This window comes from Mucilaginibacter koreensis, from assembly GCF_054783355.1.
Genome location: NZ_BAAGQS010000001.1, coordinates 804,567 through 821,224 on the forward strand (window position 1 = coordinate 804,567; position 16,658 = coordinate 821,224).

Annotated in this window: 14 protein-coding genes; 6 read left to right on the forward strand and 8 right to left on the reverse strand. The window is 44.0% G+C overall.

What is annotated here, in order from left to right; all coding sequences use genetic code 11:
• Positions 1-4 precede the first annotated feature (4 nt).
• Positions 5-2,377: a M56 family metallopeptidase gene (locus ACYVNW_RS03505; protein WP_460678456.1), complete on the reverse strand. Its 2,373-nt coding sequence runs from the start codon at positions 2,375-2,377 to the stop codon at positions 5-7.
• Between the two features lie 10 nt (positions 2,378-2,387).
• On the reverse strand, positions 2,388-2,750 hold the full coding sequence (locus ACYVNW_RS03510) for a BlaI/MecI/CopY family transcriptional regulator (RefSeq protein ID WP_460678457.1): 363 nt from the start codon (positions 2,748-2,750) through the stop codon (positions 2,388-2,390).
• A 167-nt stretch (positions 2,751-2,917) separates the two neighbouring features.
• On the opposite strand from ACYVNW_RS03510, the gene ACYVNW_RS03515 reads away from it, so the two are divergent.
• Together ACYVNW_RS03515 and ACYVNW_RS03520 are read left to right on the forward strand one after the other, a co-directional pair.
• The gene (locus tag ACYVNW_RS03515; protein ID WP_460678458.1) at positions 2,918-3,769 is read left to right on the forward strand and encodes an SDR family oxidoreductase; all 852 of its coding nucleotides are present in this window, start codon (positions 2,918-2,920) and stop codon (positions 3,767-3,769) included.
• Positions 3,770-3,882: 113 nt separating this feature from the next.
• Positions 3,883-4,398, forward strand: coding sequence for a c-type cytochrome (locus ACYVNW_RS03520; RefSeq protein WP_460678459.1), 516 nt, complete (start codon positions 3,883-3,885; stop codon positions 4,396-4,398).
• 53 nt (positions 4,399-4,451) lie between these two features.
• Here the strand turns inward: ACYVNW_RS03520 and ACYVNW_RS03525 are convergent, their stop codons facing one another.
• Positions 4,452-5,615, reverse strand: a complete 1,164-nt coding sequence (locus tag ACYVNW_RS03525; RefSeq protein WP_460678460.1) for a DUF1624 domain-containing protein — start codon at positions 5,613-5,615, stop codon at positions 4,452-4,454.
• A 93-nt stretch (positions 5,616-5,708) separates the two neighbouring features.
• On the opposite strand from ACYVNW_RS03525, the gene accC reads away from it, so the two are divergent.
• Positions 5,709-7,193 carry an acetyl-CoA carboxylase biotin carboxylase subunit gene (gene accC / locus ACYVNW_RS03530; protein ID WP_460678461.1) on the forward strand — a complete coding sequence of 495 codons (1,485 nt, stop codon included), beginning with the start codon at positions 5,709-5,711 and terminating at the stop codon, positions 7,191-7,193.
• Between the two features lie 317 nt (positions 7,194-7,510).
• Here accC and ACYVNW_RS03535 read toward each other — a convergent pair whose 3' ends face one another.
• On the reverse strand, positions 7,511-7,969 hold the full coding sequence (locus tag ACYVNW_RS03535; RefSeq protein WP_460678462.1) for an NUDIX domain-containing protein: 459 nt from the start codon (positions 7,967-7,969) through the stop codon (positions 7,511-7,513).
• 89 nt (positions 7,970-8,058) lie between these two features.
• Between ACYVNW_RS03535 and ACYVNW_RS03540 the strand changes: the two genes are divergently transcribed.
• Entirely contained in the window at positions 8,059-8,643 is a 585-nt protein-coding gene (locus tag ACYVNW_RS03540) for a riboflavin synthase (protein ID WP_460678463.1), read from the forward strand.
• A gap of 61 nt (positions 8,644-8,704) precedes the next feature.
• Here the strand turns inward: ACYVNW_RS03540 and ACYVNW_RS03545 are convergent, their stop codons facing one another.
• Complete coding sequence (locus ACYVNW_RS03545; protein WP_460678464.1) at positions 8,705-9,847, reverse strand: tetratricopeptide repeat protein; 1,143 nt, start codon at positions 9,845-9,847, stop codon at positions 8,705-8,707.
• A gap of 91 nt (positions 9,848-9,938) precedes the next feature.
• Between ACYVNW_RS03545 and ACYVNW_RS03550 the strand changes: the two genes are divergently transcribed.
• Positions 9,939-10,238, forward strand: a complete 300-nt coding sequence (locus ACYVNW_RS03550) for a hypothetical protein (RefSeq protein ID WP_460678465.1) — start codon at positions 9,939-9,941, stop codon at positions 10,236-10,238.
• A gap of 73 nt (positions 10,239-10,311) precedes the next feature.
• Here the strand turns inward: ACYVNW_RS03550 and ACYVNW_RS03555 are convergent, their stop codons facing one another.
• Together ACYVNW_RS03555 and hscA are read right to left on the reverse strand one after the other, a co-directional pair.
• Complete coding sequence (locus tag ACYVNW_RS03555) at positions 10,312-10,545, reverse strand: hypothetical protein (protein ID WP_460678466.1); 234 nt, start codon at positions 10,543-10,545, stop codon at positions 10,312-10,314.
• A 275-nt stretch (positions 10,546-10,820) separates the two neighbouring features.
• Positions 10,821-12,677, reverse strand: a complete 1,857-nt coding sequence (gene hscA, locus ACYVNW_RS03560; RefSeq protein ID WP_460678467.1) for a Fe-S protein assembly chaperone HscA — start codon at positions 12,675-12,677, stop codon at positions 10,821-10,823.
• 163 nt (positions 12,678-12,840) lie between these two features.
• On the opposite strand from hscA, the gene ACYVNW_RS03565 reads away from it, so the two are divergent.
• Entirely contained in the window at positions 12,841-15,630 is a 2,790-nt protein-coding gene (locus tag ACYVNW_RS03565) for a TolB-like translocation protein (RefSeq protein WP_460678468.1), read from the forward strand.
• Positions 15,631-15,889: 259 nt separating this feature from the next.
• On the opposite strand, the gene ACYVNW_RS03570 is transcribed toward ACYVNW_RS03565, so the two are convergent.
• Positions 15,890-16,633, reverse strand: coding sequence for a copper homeostasis protein CutC (locus ACYVNW_RS03570; RefSeq protein ID WP_460678469.1), 744 nt, complete (start codon positions 16,631-16,633; stop codon positions 15,890-15,892).
• Between the last annotated feature and the right edge of the window lie 25 nt (positions 16,634-16,658).

The following is a 16,658-nucleotide window of genomic DNA, read 5'->3' on the forward strand; positions in this document are numbered from 1 at the left end:
CTGTTTAAGGTTTTTTTGTTGTAATAATAATGACACCGTCTTTTCCTTTGCCACCATATAAAGAAGTGGAAACGGAGTCTTTCAAAATGCTTATGGTTTTAATGGAGTCGCCTTTAAGCTTTTTGTAATCATCCATAGTTGCAGCTTTGCCATCAATCACGATGTAAGCTTTATCCGTATTGATTTGTTTGCGGTCGGTGGTGTAACGAAGGGTAAACGTTTTTGTAGTTGGGTTTAATAATGAGTCAACTTTGGTTCCTTTGTTCACAATCATTATCCGATGGTTATTGGAACTGGTCAGCGCTCCTTTACCGGTAAATTTGAGTACATTTCCATCTTTAGTGGTAATCAATATAGCGCCATGCTCACCTTTAGGGCCATACAAAGAAGTAGCGGCCTCTTTTCCGATTACATTTACGGTTTTAATTTCGTTGGGATTAAGCTGGTCGGCGCGGTAATTCACCACATTTCCGTTCACTACGGTTAGCGTTTTGGTTACATCATTTGGCGGGCTCAAATAAATCACATCAGCCGTTTGACTGCCAGCAATTCCCTTAACGTCCGGAACCTGAGTTTTAATAGCCGTATTAAATGTTACGGCATTAACATGATCGGTTACATAAGCATACGACGGAATTTTGGTGGTAACTAAAAGGGCACCATTTTTGGCTTTAGATCCAAAACGTTTGGTTGCCACTGCGGCAGTCATGAAGTTGATGTTACCTATATTTTGCGGTCTTAAACTTTGCAGTATCTGGGTGGTTACTTCTTTTCCATCTACTGTAATATATAAGTTTTGGCTGTTGCTGAACTGGCTGAAATCAGTACGATTGATAATCATACTGCTCTTTCCACCTTTTGCGTTTGGGTTAACAACAATCACATTGTTGTTTCTGTTCTTATCCATGCGTACCTCAGTGCCTTTAGGACCCAATATAATGGTATCGGCATTGGCAGCAGAAGGCATATCAAAACTGTATCTTATTGTATTTAGTGTTACCATTGGTTTAGTAGTAGTGTTCAGCTTTAAAGGCCCAATACCATCAATCGAGCTTCTGAATTTTAAGCCATCAGGCGAATGCTTTGTGGTAATCACCACTACCTTTTTATGAGGATTAATGGCAGGTGATAAATTTTCAAGCCGCTTTCCTTCTATGATGTCAACTGATGCAATATCGTCGGGGTGTATTTTTAGAGCTTGCTGACCTACACTTTTACCATCTACCAGGTACTGTGTGGTATCAATACTGGCTTCATTAAAGCGAAGGCTGGTAAGCACCCCGGTTTTATGCGGATTAGTATCTATTGGCAGGGCTATAGGCATACTTAAAGGTAGCCGGCTGGCTGCATTCACACTCATATTTGGAGTGTTCCGTTTGCCTGAATCAGCAGTGGGTAAAGTCTTAGTCACCTTTACTGCGCCCATAATCTGTGCATTTACTTGATCTGCAAAGTTGATGGTCATGTGCTTAATAGTGTTGCGTGTTTTGACCGCCACGTTGGCTTTCGAGAAAGTAAAACACAACAGTAAGCCGGCAGCCAGAGGTGCCACAAACACATAGCGGGTTAGCTTCGCTCTCGAGGACTTTTCACTGTTCATCATAATGATACGCTTTTTTAGTTTGGAGATATTGAAGTGGTTCACCATGGCTGGAGAGCCGGCGGTTAAAGCCACGTGTAATAGGCTGTACTGGTAGGCTTTGCTGTCAATGCCTTGCTGTAATATAGTTCGGTCAGTGATAAACTCAATGTTTTCGGCTATGGCGCGTTTCATTAGCCACACACCGGGGTTAAACCAGTATACAATCAGACTCAGTTCGGCCAGTAAGATATCCAAGGTATGCCAGCCCGTAATATGCACTTGCTCATGCGCCAGTATGGCTTTCAGCTGTTCAGGTTCGTGATGTTCGGGGTTGATGTAAATACTTTGCCAGAAAGAAAAAGGATTGATGCGCTGATTAATGGCTTTAATTCGGTAGTTATATAGTGTTTTCTCTTTTGCCTTGCGGGTTAGCCTGAACAAGGCGGTGAGTTGTACCAAGAGCCTGATAAGCATACAACCAATGCCTAATAAAAATATTACTTTACCTATCAGCCACCAATCGGTATGCTGAACTGGCTGTACTGCAGCCCCATTTGTTTGCCAGTTAATTATAATAACTTGTACAGCTTGTACAGGTTGGGCCAGCTGCTGGTGCCGTTGCACAAAAGCCGAGAGGTCAACCAGCGGGTATAGTGCCGAGAATAAAATAGCGCAAATTAAATATACCCGGTTTAAACTATAAAAGGTTAAACGGCGCAGTACCAGATAATAACCGGCGCAAAACAGCAGCAAACTGATATTAGCTTTAAGCAGGTATTCAAACAAGGCAGGCATAGGGGAAGTATTAAGGTTTTTTCCGTTCTATAAGGTTAATGATCTCTTGCAATTCATCAGCGCTGATCTTCTTTTCTTTGGCAAAAAAAGCAACCAAGTCTTTATAGGAGTTTTGAAAATAGTTATTGACAAAGCCGCTCATAAACTTCTTCTTATATTCTGCTTCGGGCAGGGCCGCATGGTAGCGGTAAGAGTTTCCTATCTTCTCGCTTCTTACAAACCCTTTTTTCTCCAGGTTTTTTATAGTAGAAGCTAAGGTAGTGTAGGGGGGCTGCGGCTCATTCATGGCATCTAAAAAGTCTTTAATAAAACCACCGTTCACCTGCCATACAGCCTGCATAGCTTCCTCTTCCTGTTGTGTTAATTTTTCCATATCTACGATAACTTCGTAAATCTACGAATGTTTCGTATAAGTGCAAATCTTTTAACAAAATTTAACAAAATATTTTCAGTTGCCCTTGCTGTGGTATTTTGTAGTGCTATAAATTCCGGCAATCAAATCAGGCTTTCTTTTGTAGTATTGCATCAAAGAATTATATCATGCCTTTCAGAACTACCGTAATTACTGGCGCTACATCAGGAATTGGAAAAGCCACTGCTATAGCGCTTGCCAAAAAAGATCATGCGCTTTACCTTCTGGTGCGTAATGTTGAAAAAGGTGAACAGTTGCAGCAGGAAATCATTAGTGCAACAGGTAATCAATATATATATATAATTTATTGCGATTTAACCGATATGAAAACGGTTTGTACCGCTGCCAGCGAGCTGAGGGGAAAGCTGTTTGCTATTAATACGTTAATTAATAATGCCGGTGGGATTGTGCCCAACCGCCAACTGAGTAAGGATGGAGTTGAGCTAACTTTTGCTCTTAATCACTTAGGACATTTTTTGCTTACAAATGCGTTAATGCCATTATTGGAACGTGGGCAGGCACGTATTATCAATTTAAGTTCTGCAGCGCACAAGATGGGCAGACCCGTATTCAAAAATCTTCAATTTGAGTATGACTATTCTGCTTTAAAGGCTTACGGACAAGCAAAGCTTTTTAATATTTACTTTACAAAATCGCTTAATGAGCGTTATGGATCTAAAGGCATTACTTCATACGCCGTGCATCCGGGTGTGGTGAAATCCAACTTCGGAAGTGAATTGGGCGGTATCAGCAGTGTTTTAATGTGGCTGATCAAACCATTTATGATTACGCCGGAAAGGGGAGCCGAAACGTCAATCTACTTGGCCGGAGAAACTAAACTCAGCCCTAAACTCAGTGGCAAATACTTCAACAAAAAGCAACCGGCCAAAACATCATTGATGGCAGACAATGTTTCCGCCCGAAACAAGTTGTGGGAAATTAGTGAAGCGTTGGTGAAAGATTTTGATTGCTATTTATAATTATGACTGTAAAAGTTCAATGTTCATGAATTTAAAGTTGTAACATTTAAAATACTTTTGTCATGTTAATGTCTGAATGATTATATTCACGCTTTAATTTTAACTATTACCCGATGCAATTCAACAAAAAACTATTGGTTACGCTTGGCTTAATGTCGGGTGTGGCGTTCATAGGTTTAACCTCAATGCAGCAGCCGCAACAGGAGGAAGAAAAGAAAGCCGTTAACTTAAAAGTGTTACCTAAAAATCTTACTCATGAGCAAATTGAAGGCATTATGAGCGAGTGGGCACATTCGTTAGGCGTACGTTGCAACTTCTGCCATGCGCCTAATCCTGAAACCAAAAAGATGGACTGGGCCAGCGATGCCAAGCCAGAAAAAAATATGGCTCGCCTGATGTACAAAATGGAATCAAACATCAACAAAAAATATTTTAAAGCCGGTAAAGATTCATTAGGAATGGTGGTAAAAGCCGGTGTAAACTGCTACACCTGCCACAACGGCAAAGCCCACCCTGAAGTAACTGTACCTCCGGCTCCACAACGCCGCCAGGGTCCTCCTGCGGGTGGTATGCCGCCTGCCGGTACGCCACAGGGCGGTCAGCAAGCGCCTCCTACGCAGGGTAATTAACAATAAAGCCCCGGCCTAATGCCGGGGCTCTATTTTTACAGGTGTTTTGTTGTTTACAAATAACTTAACCACCAGTCATTTCGTTTAGCCCTTATGCGCATAAACCAGCGGCAGGGAAAATATAAGATAATTACCGCCAGTAACCACAATACATACACCATACCCAAACCTACACCATACGGTGTATGCAAGGCTTGCGAGTACAGCAGCAAGGCTCCTGAAAAGATGCGCAACAAGTAAATGTGCAGCAAGTAATAGAACAAAGGTACACGCCCGAACACTACCATTATCCGGGTTAACTTATTGTGAATAGGTTCAACTAAGGCCAAAAAGATGAGTGCCGGGCCGAGGGTAACCAGCACATACAATAAAGAGGGCGGATATTTTTGTACATTGATAAAGGATAACGTTGAGCGCAACATATTTTCCTGCGGTTGCCAAAAGCGTGAATCGCCGTAAAAATTGCCCGAACGAAGTACAATAAACAGCAGTATCATACCTGAGCCTATACTTAGCAGTAATTTACGACGGCGCTGTGCATCCATTTTGTACACTATTCCGAAACAATACCCTGCCGCCATTACACCCACCCAGGGAATAAGCGGGTAAATGATCCAAAGTTTCATACCGAACCAGGTTTGCGTCCGTCCGCCGTTGTGTAATAACTGCCACCATACCTGCCAACCCTGAGGTAATGATTCGGTACTTATTCCGTCCAGCAAATTGTGCCCGGCAATTAATATGAATGCAAACGCTGCAATTACAGGCATAGGCAGGTAGACAAGTCCGGCTAAAACAATCATGCTTACACCAATTGCCCATATCACCTGCATAAAGCCGAAAGTGAATGGTAATTGCAAGGTAAAGCCGAAGGTAAGCACCGTAAACTCAAGCAAAATAAGCCACAGGCCGCGACTAATTAAAAATTCCGCTGCCTGCCTTTTAGTTTTCCCCCGCTTTAATAACAGATAAGCTCCTGTTCCGGCCAGAAACACAAAACAGGCTGCACAGAAGTGGGTAATAAATCGGGTGAGAAAAGCAGGGGTAGAGGCCTGTGTTAAATTGGAAGCGTCAAATGTATCGCGGCTGCAAAAATCCCGGGTATGATCTAAGGCCATCAGCACCATCACTAACCCACGTAGTACATCAATTGAATCAATTCGTTTTTTAACTGGCGTAGCCAGTACTGGATCGGGTGTTTGTACTGCAGTTTTCATATGTGCGTTAGGTTGAGTTATAAATGTACAATTATTGCCCAACAAAGCTGTTGTGTTATCAAAACTTGCAAAATCTTATTACTTTGGTGCACGATGAAAAAAATTCTGGTAGCCAATCGTGGCGAAATTGCAATTCGGGTAATGCGTTCGGCGCGTGAGATGGGTATACAAACCGTAGCCGTGTATTCGGCCGCCGACCGTAACGCCCTTCACGTACGTTATGCTGACGAAGCGGTATTTATTGGTGAAGCGCCTTCCAGTCAATCCTATCTCGTAATCGATAAAATAATAGAGGCCTGCCGCAAAACCGGCGCTGAGGCCATACATCCGGGCTATGGGTTTTTATCAGAGAATCCGGCCTTTGCCCAAGCGGTACGCGAGGCAGGCCTGATACTAATCGGCCCTTCGCCAGAGGCGATGGAAATTATGGGCAATAAGCTGTCGGCCAAAGCGGCTGCACTGAAGTACCAGATACCGATGGTGCCGGGCACAGAGAAGGCCATTACTGATGTGCCTGAAGCCAAACGCAAGGCTATAGAAGTGGGGTTCCCCATCCTCATCAAAGCCGCTGCCGGCGGTGGCGGTAAAGGCATGCGCATTGTAGAACAGCCGGATGATTTTGAAGAGCAAATGCAATTAGCCGTATCAGAAGCTACTTCAGCTTTTGGCGATGGCTCTGTATTTATCGAACGTTACGTTTCATCTCCCCGCCATATTGAAATACAAGTGTTGGGCGATACGCATGGCAATATTGTGCACCTGTTCGAACGTGAATGCTCGGTGCAGCGCCGGCACCAGAAGGTGGTGGAAGAAGCCCCCTCGTCAGTGTTAACGGCCGAAATACGAGAGCGAATGGGTAAAGATGCGGTGAATGTGGCCCGCTCAGTAAATTATACCGGCGCTGGTACCGTAGAATTTATTTTAGATGAGCAACTGAATTATTACTTTCTGGAAATGAATACCCGCCTGCAGGTAGAGCACCCGGTAACGGAACTCATTACCGGTATTGATTTAGTGAAAGAACAGATTAAAATTGCCAGAGGTGAGGCTATTAGTTTCAAACAGGAAGATTTAACCATACAGGGCCATGCTATCGAGCTGCGGGTATATGCCGAAGACCCGGCCAACAACTTTTTACCCGACATTGGCACCCTGCAAACCTACGTAACCCCTAAAGGCCCCGGCGTTCGGGTGGATGATGGCTTTGAACAGGGCATGGAAATTCCTATCTATTATGACCCTATGATTGCTAAACTGGTAACCTACGGGCATAACCGTGAAGAAGCCATTGAACGAATGACCCGGGCGATTGAGGAGTATGAGATTACCGGTATTCAAACCACTTTGGGCTTTGGTAAATTTGTGATGCAGCACCCGGCTTTTACTTCCGGGCAGTTTGACACGCACTTTGTAAAGAAATATTTTACGCCCGAGGTATTCAATGAGGAGCATGAAGATGAGGCGTTTATTGCAGCGCTGATTGCCGAGCAATTATTAAGCAATAAGAAGCAAGCCAGTATAAGCAGTATAAATTCTGCTGTAAATAGTAACTGGATTGAAAGAAGGAGAACTTTATAAATTAAAATGAAATATACAGCTTGTTGCACCTGTTGCAAGGTGCTGCGTGCAGCGGGGGCAGCAGGTGCAGCAGGCGCAGCACCCTGAAGCAGTGCGCAGCACCCGCAGCACCACGCAGCAGTGGCATGTTGGTGTCAGTAGTTTAAGTACACAAAATTTGTTATGGCGAGGAGAAGGAACGACTAGGCAATGGCACCAAGCATCTTTATTTTATATAGCGTGCTGTTGCCGCGCATGGCAATGACATAAAGGGGATTAGCTTTAATAAAATGAAGAATATCTCCCATTGCAGTCGAAATGGGAAATATAATGAGCGCCTAATTTAATATCTTCTCCAATTCATCCAAAAAATTTACTTGTGCCGGATTTACTTTTTCGCGCGCATTAGCTAAATCAAACCAGGCGGCCCGGTCAACCTCCGGTACACTAATCCATCTGCCCGATTTATAAGGATACTCCATTTTAAAGGTATTGCTCACTACTGTATCTGCATCAATATTACCCTCAACAGCCCAGGCGCTTACTACCTTTCCACCTTTCTGCTTAATAGGTGTCAACGGCCGAAACTGGCCTGTGATCACAGTGCCTGTTTCTTCTGCAAATTCGCGTTGTGCGGCAGCTAATGGTTCTTCCTCCGGCGGGTATTCGCCTTTGGGCACCGTCCAGGCACCGGCATCTTTATCTTTAAAATAAGGACCGCCGGGGTGTACCAGGAAAACTTCGATTTGGCTGCTGATTATTCGGTATAATAAAATTCCGGCGCTGTAACGGGGCATGCAGGTTATGATGTTGGTATGAAGAAAACTTCGATCAATAGTTTTAGTTTTGCGGCATACATTTATATCCTACTTATACCACACTATATATGTTTACCGGAATTATTGAAACTTTAGGAAAAGTTACCCATTTGCAGTCAGAGCAGGGCAATTTGCATATTACTGTTGAATCGGCCATTGCCGGGGAATTAAAGATCGATCAGTCGGTAGCGCATAATGGGGTATGCCTTACGGTGGTGGGCTTGCAAAATAATCAGCATACGGTAACTGCCATTGAGGAAACCTTGAACAAAACCAACATTGGCAACCTGAAAGTGGGCGCCCTGGTAAACCTGGAGCGTTGTATGCAAATGAATGCCCGTTTAGACGGACACATTGTGCAGGGCCACGTAGATCAAACTGCTGTATGCACCAAATACACCGAGCTGGAGGGCAGCTGGGAATATACTTTTGAATATGATGCCAGCCGTGGCAACGTTACGGTAGAAAAAGGTTCTATTTGTATTAACGGCATCAGTTTAACCGTAGTTAACTCAAATGCAAACAGCTTTTCAGTAGCGATTATTCCTTACACTTATGAGCATACCAACCTGCAGCAGGTGCGCGAAGGATCTGTTGTGAACCTGGAGTTTGATATTATTGGTAAGTATGTGGCCCGGCTGATGAACAGGTAACCTCAAACAGTAAGCGGTATATTTTCTTTTGCCTTTAAAAGTTAGGGATGTCTGTTGCCTCTTAATTCGTTAATTGCGCCAGCCTGCCTTTAGTGAAATTTATATAAGTAAGCTGTTTTGCATCCGGTTTGGTACCCAGATACTTTTTGTAATATTTAATAGCATTGCTTTTATCTTTCATTTCATCGTAAAGTGAGGCTAATGAATAGTACAACAGCGGGTCGGCATCAAAGCTTAAACCGCGCTGATAGGCTGCTACCGATTTAGGATACTTTTTTTGCGTTTGATAAGTTCCGGCCAGTTCACCGTAGTAGGTAGTGATGGAAGGGGAGATGCTCTCCTCAATTGTTTTTGACAGATACTTAATAGCCATATTCTTATCATTCAGCTTTTTATAGCACATAGCTGTAAAATAATAAGAGGTTTCGGTTTGCAGCTCTTCACCCATGCTTACTAAAGTTTCGGCGCCACAGGCATAATCCTTCAGGTGGTAATAAGATTCTCCCATGCGGGTAAGCGTTTTGTTGGAGCGGTCGCCCAATTGTACCAGTTGAGTACAGGTCTTCAGCGTTTCTTTCCATTTTTTTTGAGCATAGGTAAGCTTGATGTAACTCTGTAAAATGGAAATATCAGAGGAATCGACGGCGATAGCGGTACCCAGCACTTTTTCGGCTTGTGGCAACAAATTCATGCTTACATAAATGTTGCTGAGGTCTGAGGCCACGTCCGGCTCGGCAGGGTCAAGCTTATTGGCTTTTTGCAGGTAAGTAATATATCTCGGTATATCATTTTCGCCAAAGCTGAGTTTAGCCAGTTGTTTGTAGGCTAAAAAGTTTACAGTATCTCTGGCCACAATCTGTTGGAAATAAAATTTGGCTTTTATTACATTTCCTCGTCTTACATTAATAGAAGCCAAATTATATAAGGCTCCCATGTTGGTTGAGTCGCTGTTATAAATGCGCTGGTAATACACATCAGCATCGTTCAGGTGGTTCGACATACGTGAAGAATAAGCCAGTTGAGATAAAGCCTGCACATCGGTAACCGGTTCGGGGTATACGCTTTTAAGATAAGTCAGTGCTTCTGCATAACGCTGCGTTTGGTAATAGTCAATTAGCCTGCTATTGTCAACTTTAGGTGCAACCTGCGCCCGACTGACCATTGCTGTAATAATAAAGAGGAAGCAGAGATAGATGCCTTTCATATAACTAAATTATTAGTTATAGTTGTTAAAAGCAAGATTTAAACAAAAAAATAATTATGGAGTTGTTTATATAACAACAACTTAAAAAGTTATGGACAAGATTAAAAAGTTTGATTTAATGGAAAAGATTGTGCACGAGTTAGAAGACCTGCGCAACAGTCAGCAAGCTATTATTCAAAAACTGGGTAAGATAGAAGTGGATAATATAGATTTGGGCGACAAGCGCCTGGAAAAAGATTTGCCTGATATGCACCAGCGCGTAGCCGATAACCTGGATGCTATCTCCGGCCTGTTGGACAGCTTTGCCGAGCAAACTGATAAATTCAGCAGTAGTAACAATATTGCCAGCTTAAAAGAGCAGGAAGCTATTAATGCGGCAGCAGGTAAGTAAAGTATAAACTGTTGAAACAATAAAGGGTGGCTCCATGAGCCACCCTTTATTGTTTATTAAAATATCACATGATTCAACCGCCATGATTGGTAGCAATCTCAGGCTTTTCATGATCGCTGTTGTATTTGGTGATGGCCTTCAGGTAATTTTTCTTTTCAAAAAACTTAACCGCTTTGGGGTCATCCTGCACCATAGCCTGCAGGTTGACTAAACTAAAAGGTTGAATGGGGCCATCCTGCTTTTGTATTCCCACAATCGCCAGTGCGTTTGAATACACCTTGATATCCCCGTCAATCACCTTAAACATCCAACAGCTGTCTGTGGTTAGTTTAGGCTCAAAAGTACCTTCATAATCACCTCTGGCAATGCTGATGGTCCATGGTATTGTTCATCATCTGTCGCATTTGAAATTGCATCATTCTGTTGTTAACCACGCTTCTGGAGGCGGCAACATAGTTGAAGTTTTGAGCCACAGAAGATAAGCTCATTAAACAAAAAAGCAGCATTACCCCTGTAATGCTGCAATATCGTATAGGTTTAGTCATGCTCAAAGCTAACAAAGAGTCAGCAAACCGGCAATGCCTACTCTATGCTTTTTCCCTTCATGGCCTGGCCAATGGCCATATCCATTACGCGCTCGGCAAAGGGGCGGGTATAGTTGTTCAGTTCGTCTACCTTCTTTAATATCAAATCTTTTTCGCCACTGGTTAATGCCTCCTTTAGGGCATTAATGTATTGCTGCGTTTCAGCAATTTCGGGTATCGACAGAAAATCTTTATTTTTTTCAACAAAGCGTTCTGCCGTGTATACCATTTGTTCTCCCTCGGTGCGGGCCTCAATCAGCATACGCTGGGCTACGTCATCCTTGGCGTGGGTAATGCTATCCATCAGCATTTGCTCTACCTGCTCGTCGGTAATGCCATAAGCCGGTTTTACATCTACCTCCTGTTTCACGCCCGAGCGCAGTTCAATAGCTTGAATTTTTAAAATTCCATCGGCGTTCAGCAAAAAATTAATATCTACTTTAGGCAAGCCAGCAGGCATAGCCGGAATGCCTTTTAATTCAAACTCGGCCAATCGGCGGTTTTCTTTCACCAAATCGCGCTCACCCTGGTAAACAGATATTTTCATGTTCACCTGCCCGTCAATAGAGGTCGTATACTGCCTTCCGGCCTTGGTGGGTACTTTAGAGTTGCGCGGAATGATGACATCCATCAGTCCGCCCATGGTTTCAATACCTAATGACAGGGGGGTAACATCCAGCAGCAGCACATCTTTACGGTTGCCGGCCAGTACATCGGCCTGAATGGCAGCACCCAAAGCTACCACTTCATCGGGATTCACATCATCGTGCACTTCGCGCCCGAAGAATTCGGCTACTTTGCGTTTTACCAATGCGGTACGGGTGGAGCCACCCACCATTACCACTTCATCAATATTGGCAACAGTTAAGCCGGCATCGTTTAAAGCATTTTGGCAGGCATTAATAGTTTCCTGTACTTTGGGGCTAATGAGGTGCTCAAAAGTGTTACGGTCAATGGTAAACCAAATGTCGCCCTGCTTTTCGTTAAATAAACTTTGGTGTGCAAAAGCTTTTTTTGCTTCTTCAGCCTTCAGGCGCAGGGTTTGAGCCAATTCCCGGTTTTCGGCCAGGTCGGCAGGGTTAATTTGGTTTTGCTCAATCCAGTAATTGACAATCAGGCGGTCAAAATCATCACCTCCTAAAAACGTGTTACCGTTTGTGGCCAGTACTTCAAAAATACCATTCTGAATTTGCAGGATGGAAACATCAAAAGTACCGCCGCCTAAATCATATACCGCAATGGTTTTGCTCTCTTCAGGGTTTAAGCCAATGCCGTAAGCCAAACTTGCCGCGGTGGGTTCATTTACAATACGCAATACATCCAGCCCGGCCAGTTTACCGGCATCACGTGTAGCCTGGCGTTGCGAATCATTAAAATAGGCCGGCACAGTGATTACCGCACGGGTGACCGGCGTTTTCAAAGCATGTTCAGCCCGCTCTTTCAGTTCTTTTAATATCAGCGCCGAAAGCTCGATAGGTGTATAAAATTTATCGTTAACGTTAATTTTTACCAGGCTTTCGGTATCATCGTCAATAATTTTATACGAAAAGAAGTTTTTGTAATCCGCAATATCATGATAGGAACGGCCCAGCAGACGCTTTACTGAAAACACAGTATTGCGCGGGTCGGTCACCAGCAGGTTGCGGGCATCGTTACCTACAGTTACATCGCCGGTAGAGCCAAAGTGTATTACAGAAGGCACCAGCACACCTTTACCGGTATCATTAATTACCTGTGCCTGCTTGTCGGGATTGATGAAAGCCACCAAAGAATTGGTGGTGCCTAAATCAATACCTACAATGATATCCTCCTTCTGTAACGAACCTGTAGCCAGGTTAATGGAAACTTTAGCCATGATGCAAATTTAACAAAGGGCAAAAGTACACAGTTTTGCTTGAGTACGTGTCATGCCAGTGTGAATTGAACAGCGCTTTGTTTACTGACCGGCAATTGTTATTTTCACCCCAATGTTATCCACTGTTCGTTCTGCTTCCAGTTTTTGCCTTAGCTTGTTACTGATGTTTTTTTTATTTACAAAACAGGCTAAAGGGCAGTTTGGCAGTAACCCGCCATCGGTGAAGTGGCAGCAGATAAACACGCCTTCGGCACGCATTATTTTCCCGAAGGGGATTGATACTACAGCTTTCCAGGTAGCCAATATTATTAACCGCATCAATCCAGTAGTAAAGCCTACTCTGGGCAAGCGACAAAAGCTGGTAAACATTGTGCTGCAGAACCAGACACTGGTAAGTAACGGGTATGTGGGTTTAGCACCCTTCAGAAGTGAGTTTTATTTAACGCCGGAGCAAAATAGTTTTGAGTTGGGCAGTCTGCCCTTTGCCGGGCAGCTGGCGATGCACGAGTTCAGGCATGTACAGCAATACAACAATTTTGATGTGGGCCTCACCCGCGCATTGCACCTGGTTTTTGGCGAAGGCGGTCAGGCCTTGGGTAGTGCATTGTCCGTTCCCGACTGGTTGTTTGAAGGTGACGCCGTATACAACGAAACCCTGGTGAGCCGCCAGGGACGTGGCCGCCTGCCTTATTTTTTTAATGATTTTCGAAGCCTTTGGGCTGCTGGTAAGGATTACAGCTATATGAAACTGCGCAACGGATCATACCGTGACGTGGTGCCCAATCATTATCCTTTAGGTTATATGCTGGTGGCTTACGGGCGAGAACAATATGGCAGCAACTTTTGGGGCAGGGTAGGGCAGGATGCCGCTTCTTTTGAAAGTCCGTTCTTTCCGTTGCAACATACCGTTAAAAAATACAGTGGGCAAACCTTTAAGCAATTTACTGCCTTGGGTATTAATTATTTTAAGGAGCAACTGGTTAGCCCCGCTCAGCAAAGTGCAAATGCAGCATTGAACAAAAAGCATTTCGAGGCAAATCTGGAGTACCCTGTTTTTGCCGATGCGCATACACTGATTTATAAAAAATCAACTTACCGTAGCCGGCCGGTGTTTGTAATTAACTATGATGGCAAGGAGCGTACGATACGGGTTAGTGACGTGGTGTTGGATGACTATTTTAGTTATGCGCATGGTAGGTTGCTTTACACCAGCTACCGGCCCGACCTGCGCTGGGGCAACCGTGATTATAATGAACTGATTGAAATTGATGTTGCCACCGGAAAACAGCGGCGCATTACCCGCAAAACCAAATATTTTGCACCGTCATATAGTTTGGGTGGTGATACCATAGTAGCAGTAAAAATTGGGCCTTCAGGTAAAAGTTATTTGCATTTGCTTAATGGTGAAACCGGCAGGTTGTTAAAAGAGATACCAAATGCAACGCAGGTAATTTATACGTACCCTAAATTTTATAATGCTACACAGGTAGTATCAGCTGTGCGTAAACCAACCGGCGAGATGATGCTGGCGCTTATTGATATCAATACTGGTAGCATAGAGGAGTTAACAACACCGGCATTTACTCCTGTTGCCTTTCCGGTTGTGAAGCGGGATACTGTTTACTTTACAGCTACGGCAGGTAATAATGACCGCCTATATGCTTTGACTATAAATGATAAACATTTATATCAGTTAAGCAACGATTCTCTGGAAGCCTCATTAGGTAATTATCAGCCCGCAGTGTCTGCCCAGGATATTGCATGGGTAAGCCCCAGCGTTGCGGGCTATCAACTGCATAGTTTGAAACAAAGCGATATAAAATGGAAGAAAGTAAACTCCGTGCAGCCGCTAACTGATTTTGGTATTACTAACCTAAGCAACGATCCGGCAGCGCACATAGCTGATGATACCTCATTTACCAAGGCCTTACCCGAAAAGAAATACCCTAAATTTACGCACCCTTTCAATTTTCACAGCCTCATTCCGTATTTTGATGACCCGGATTATACGGTATCTCTACAGGGGCAGAATATATTAAATACGTTTGTTACCAATCTGGATTTTACTTACAACCGCAACGAGCAATACAAAAAAATCAGCTTTAGCGCTGCTTACGGTGCCTGGTTCCCTTATGTGTTTGGCAGCGCCGGCTATACTTTTGATCGCCGCGGCTTCTCCACCCGCTTAAATCAAAATATCTATTGGAACGAGAAGTCAATTCAGGGTGGTGTTATCATTCCCTTAACCTTATCAAAAGGGCAGTTTGTTACTGGCTTGAACTTAGAAAGCAGTTTAGTATATAGTGCGCTTGATGTGGACAGCCGCTATCAGGCGCTGTTCCGTTATGGTTCATATACTTATTCTGACAATACCATCAGCTTCAGCAACCGGGTGCAGCAGGCACGGCAAAACATATATCCGCATTGGGCACAAAATATCACAGTGAATTACCGGGGTACAATTAGCAGTATCAACGCCCGCCAGTTTATGGCCAGCGGTAATTTCTATTTTCCGGGCTTGTCGGCCAATCACAGCTTCGTAATCAACGCAGCCTGGCAGGGGCGAGATCATGCTAATAATATTTATACCAACAACTTTCCTTTTTCCAGAGGTTATACCGCTGCAAATTTATATGAAATGAGCAAGGTAGGGGTGAACTATCACTTACCTTTGCTGTACCCCGACGCCGGTTTTGCCAACCTGATTTACCTGCTCAGGGTAAGGGCAAACTTGTTTTTTGATGCCACCAGAGGTTCTTATGAAAACAACCGTAATCAGTTTGTAAAAGCTAACTTCCGTACGGCAGGTGCCGAGTTATATTTTGATACCAAATGGTTCAACCAGGCATCAGTAAGTTTTGGGCTGCGATACAGTTATTTGCTGGACGAAGATTTGTTCGGCGGGTACGATCATCACCGTATATCATTGATTGTGCCGCTGACTTCGTTTTGAGTGAGATAAATATACTGAAGTTGTCACTTCGACAGTAGGGTAAGTCTCTTCCTAATATTAAGTCCTACCCTTGTCACCCTGAGGCACTCGAAGGGTAGAATGCAGAAACGCTCATGTGTGCAGCCTGTACGCCCATACTTCGAGTGCTTCAGCATGACAAAGAGCAGTTCATAATAAACTTTTCTTACTAACTGCTGAAGACTTCTATATGCGGTAAAAGGTGATATAGCGGAAGATTTCATTGATGCCCGGCAGCCGGCTAGTTAGCCAACTCAATTAATTGTTTCACCCGTTCGCTATCAGTTTCATCAATTTTATATTCGTTAACACCGGCGTGGCCACCCATCATGATATGGGTATTATGATATTGCATCGCACTGTTGCGGTAGGTGCGGGCTGAGGCATGTACTTCATTTACCCCTGTAAAGCGCACCAGGCTGTTCACATTATGCTCGCTGATACCGCCGCCCGGCATAATACTGATGCGGCCTGCGGCTTGTTGTACTAAATGATTGATCACGCTGGCACCTTCCATAGCAGTGGTTTTGCCGCCTGATGTCAAAACACGTTCACAACCCAAATCGATGACATCATCAAGCGCTTGATAGATATCAGCCGTCATGTCAAAAGCACGATGGAAGGTAACACCCAGGCCGGCTTTCAAAGCGGGTTCGATTAACCGGCGGCAAGCTTCCTTATTAATAGTACCATCAGCATTCAATGCACCAATTACAATACCATCACATCCGGCAGTAATGCAAAACTCAATATCAGCCAGCATCATCTCCAGTTCAATATCACCATATAGAAAGTCACCACCGCGCGGACGGATCAAAACATATTGTTTAATATTGAGTAATTGCCTTGCCACGATAATCTGGCCGGGCGATGGCGTAGTACCGCCCTCATGCAAGTTATTGCAAAGCTCTACCCGCACAGCGCCGCCTGCCTGGGCGGCAAGTGCAGAGTTAACCGAATTGGCACAAACTTCGAGTGTAATCATAATAGTGATAAGGAGTTGAATTCAA

Bases quoted from the DNA above. Each gene is read 5' to 3' on its own strand.
- ACYVNW_RS03505 (WP_460678456.1), bottom strand. From the start codon at position 2,377: ATGCCTGCCTTGTTTGAATACCTGCTTAAAGCTAATATCAGTTTGCTG.
- ACYVNW_RS03510 (WP_460678457.1), bottom strand. From the start codon at position 2,750: ATGGAAAAATTAACACAACAGGAAGAGGAAGCTATGCAGGCTGTATGG.
- ACYVNW_RS03515 (WP_460678458.1), top strand. From the start codon at position 2,918: ATGCCTTTCAGAACTACCGTAATTACTGGCGCTACATCAGGAATTGGA.
- ACYVNW_RS03520 (WP_460678459.1), top strand. From the start codon at position 3,883: ATGCAATTCAACAAAAAACTATTGGTTACGCTTGGCTTAATGTCGGGT.
- ACYVNW_RS03525 (WP_460678460.1), bottom strand. From the start codon at position 5,615: ATGAAAACTGCAGTACAAACACCCGATCCAGTACTGGCTACGCCAGTT.
- accC (WP_460678461.1), top strand. From the start codon at position 5,709: ATGAAAAAAATTCTGGTAGCCAATCGTGGCGAAATTGCAATTCGGGTA.
- ACYVNW_RS03535 (WP_460678462.1), bottom strand. From the start codon at position 7,969: ATGCCCCGTTACAGCGCCGGAATTTTATTATACCGAATAATCAGCAGC.
- ACYVNW_RS03540 (WP_460678463.1), top strand. From the start codon at position 8,059: ATGTTTACCGGAATTATTGAAACTTTAGGAAAAGTTACCCATTTGCAG.
- ACYVNW_RS03545 (WP_460678464.1), bottom strand. From the start codon at position 9,847: ATGAAAGGCATCTATCTCTGCTTCCTCTTTATTATTACAGCAATGGTC.
- ACYVNW_RS03550 (WP_460678465.1), top strand. From the start codon at position 9,939: ATGGACAAGATTAAAAAGTTTGATTTAATGGAAAAGATTGTGCACGAG.
- ACYVNW_RS03555 (WP_460678466.1), bottom strand. From the start codon at position 10,545: ATGTTTAAGGTGATTGACGGGGATATCAAGGTGTATTCAAACGCACTG.
- hscA (WP_460678467.1), bottom strand. From the start codon at position 12,677: ATGGCTAAAGTTTCCATTAACCTGGCTACAGGTTCGTTACAGAAGGAG.
- ACYVNW_RS03565 (WP_460678468.1), top strand. From the start codon at position 12,841: ATGTTTTTTTTATTTACAAAACAGGCTAAAGGGCAGTTTGGCAGTAAC.
- ACYVNW_RS03570 (WP_460678469.1), bottom strand. From the start codon at position 16,633: ATGATTACACTCGAAGTTTGTGCCAATTCGGTTAACTCTGCACTTGCC.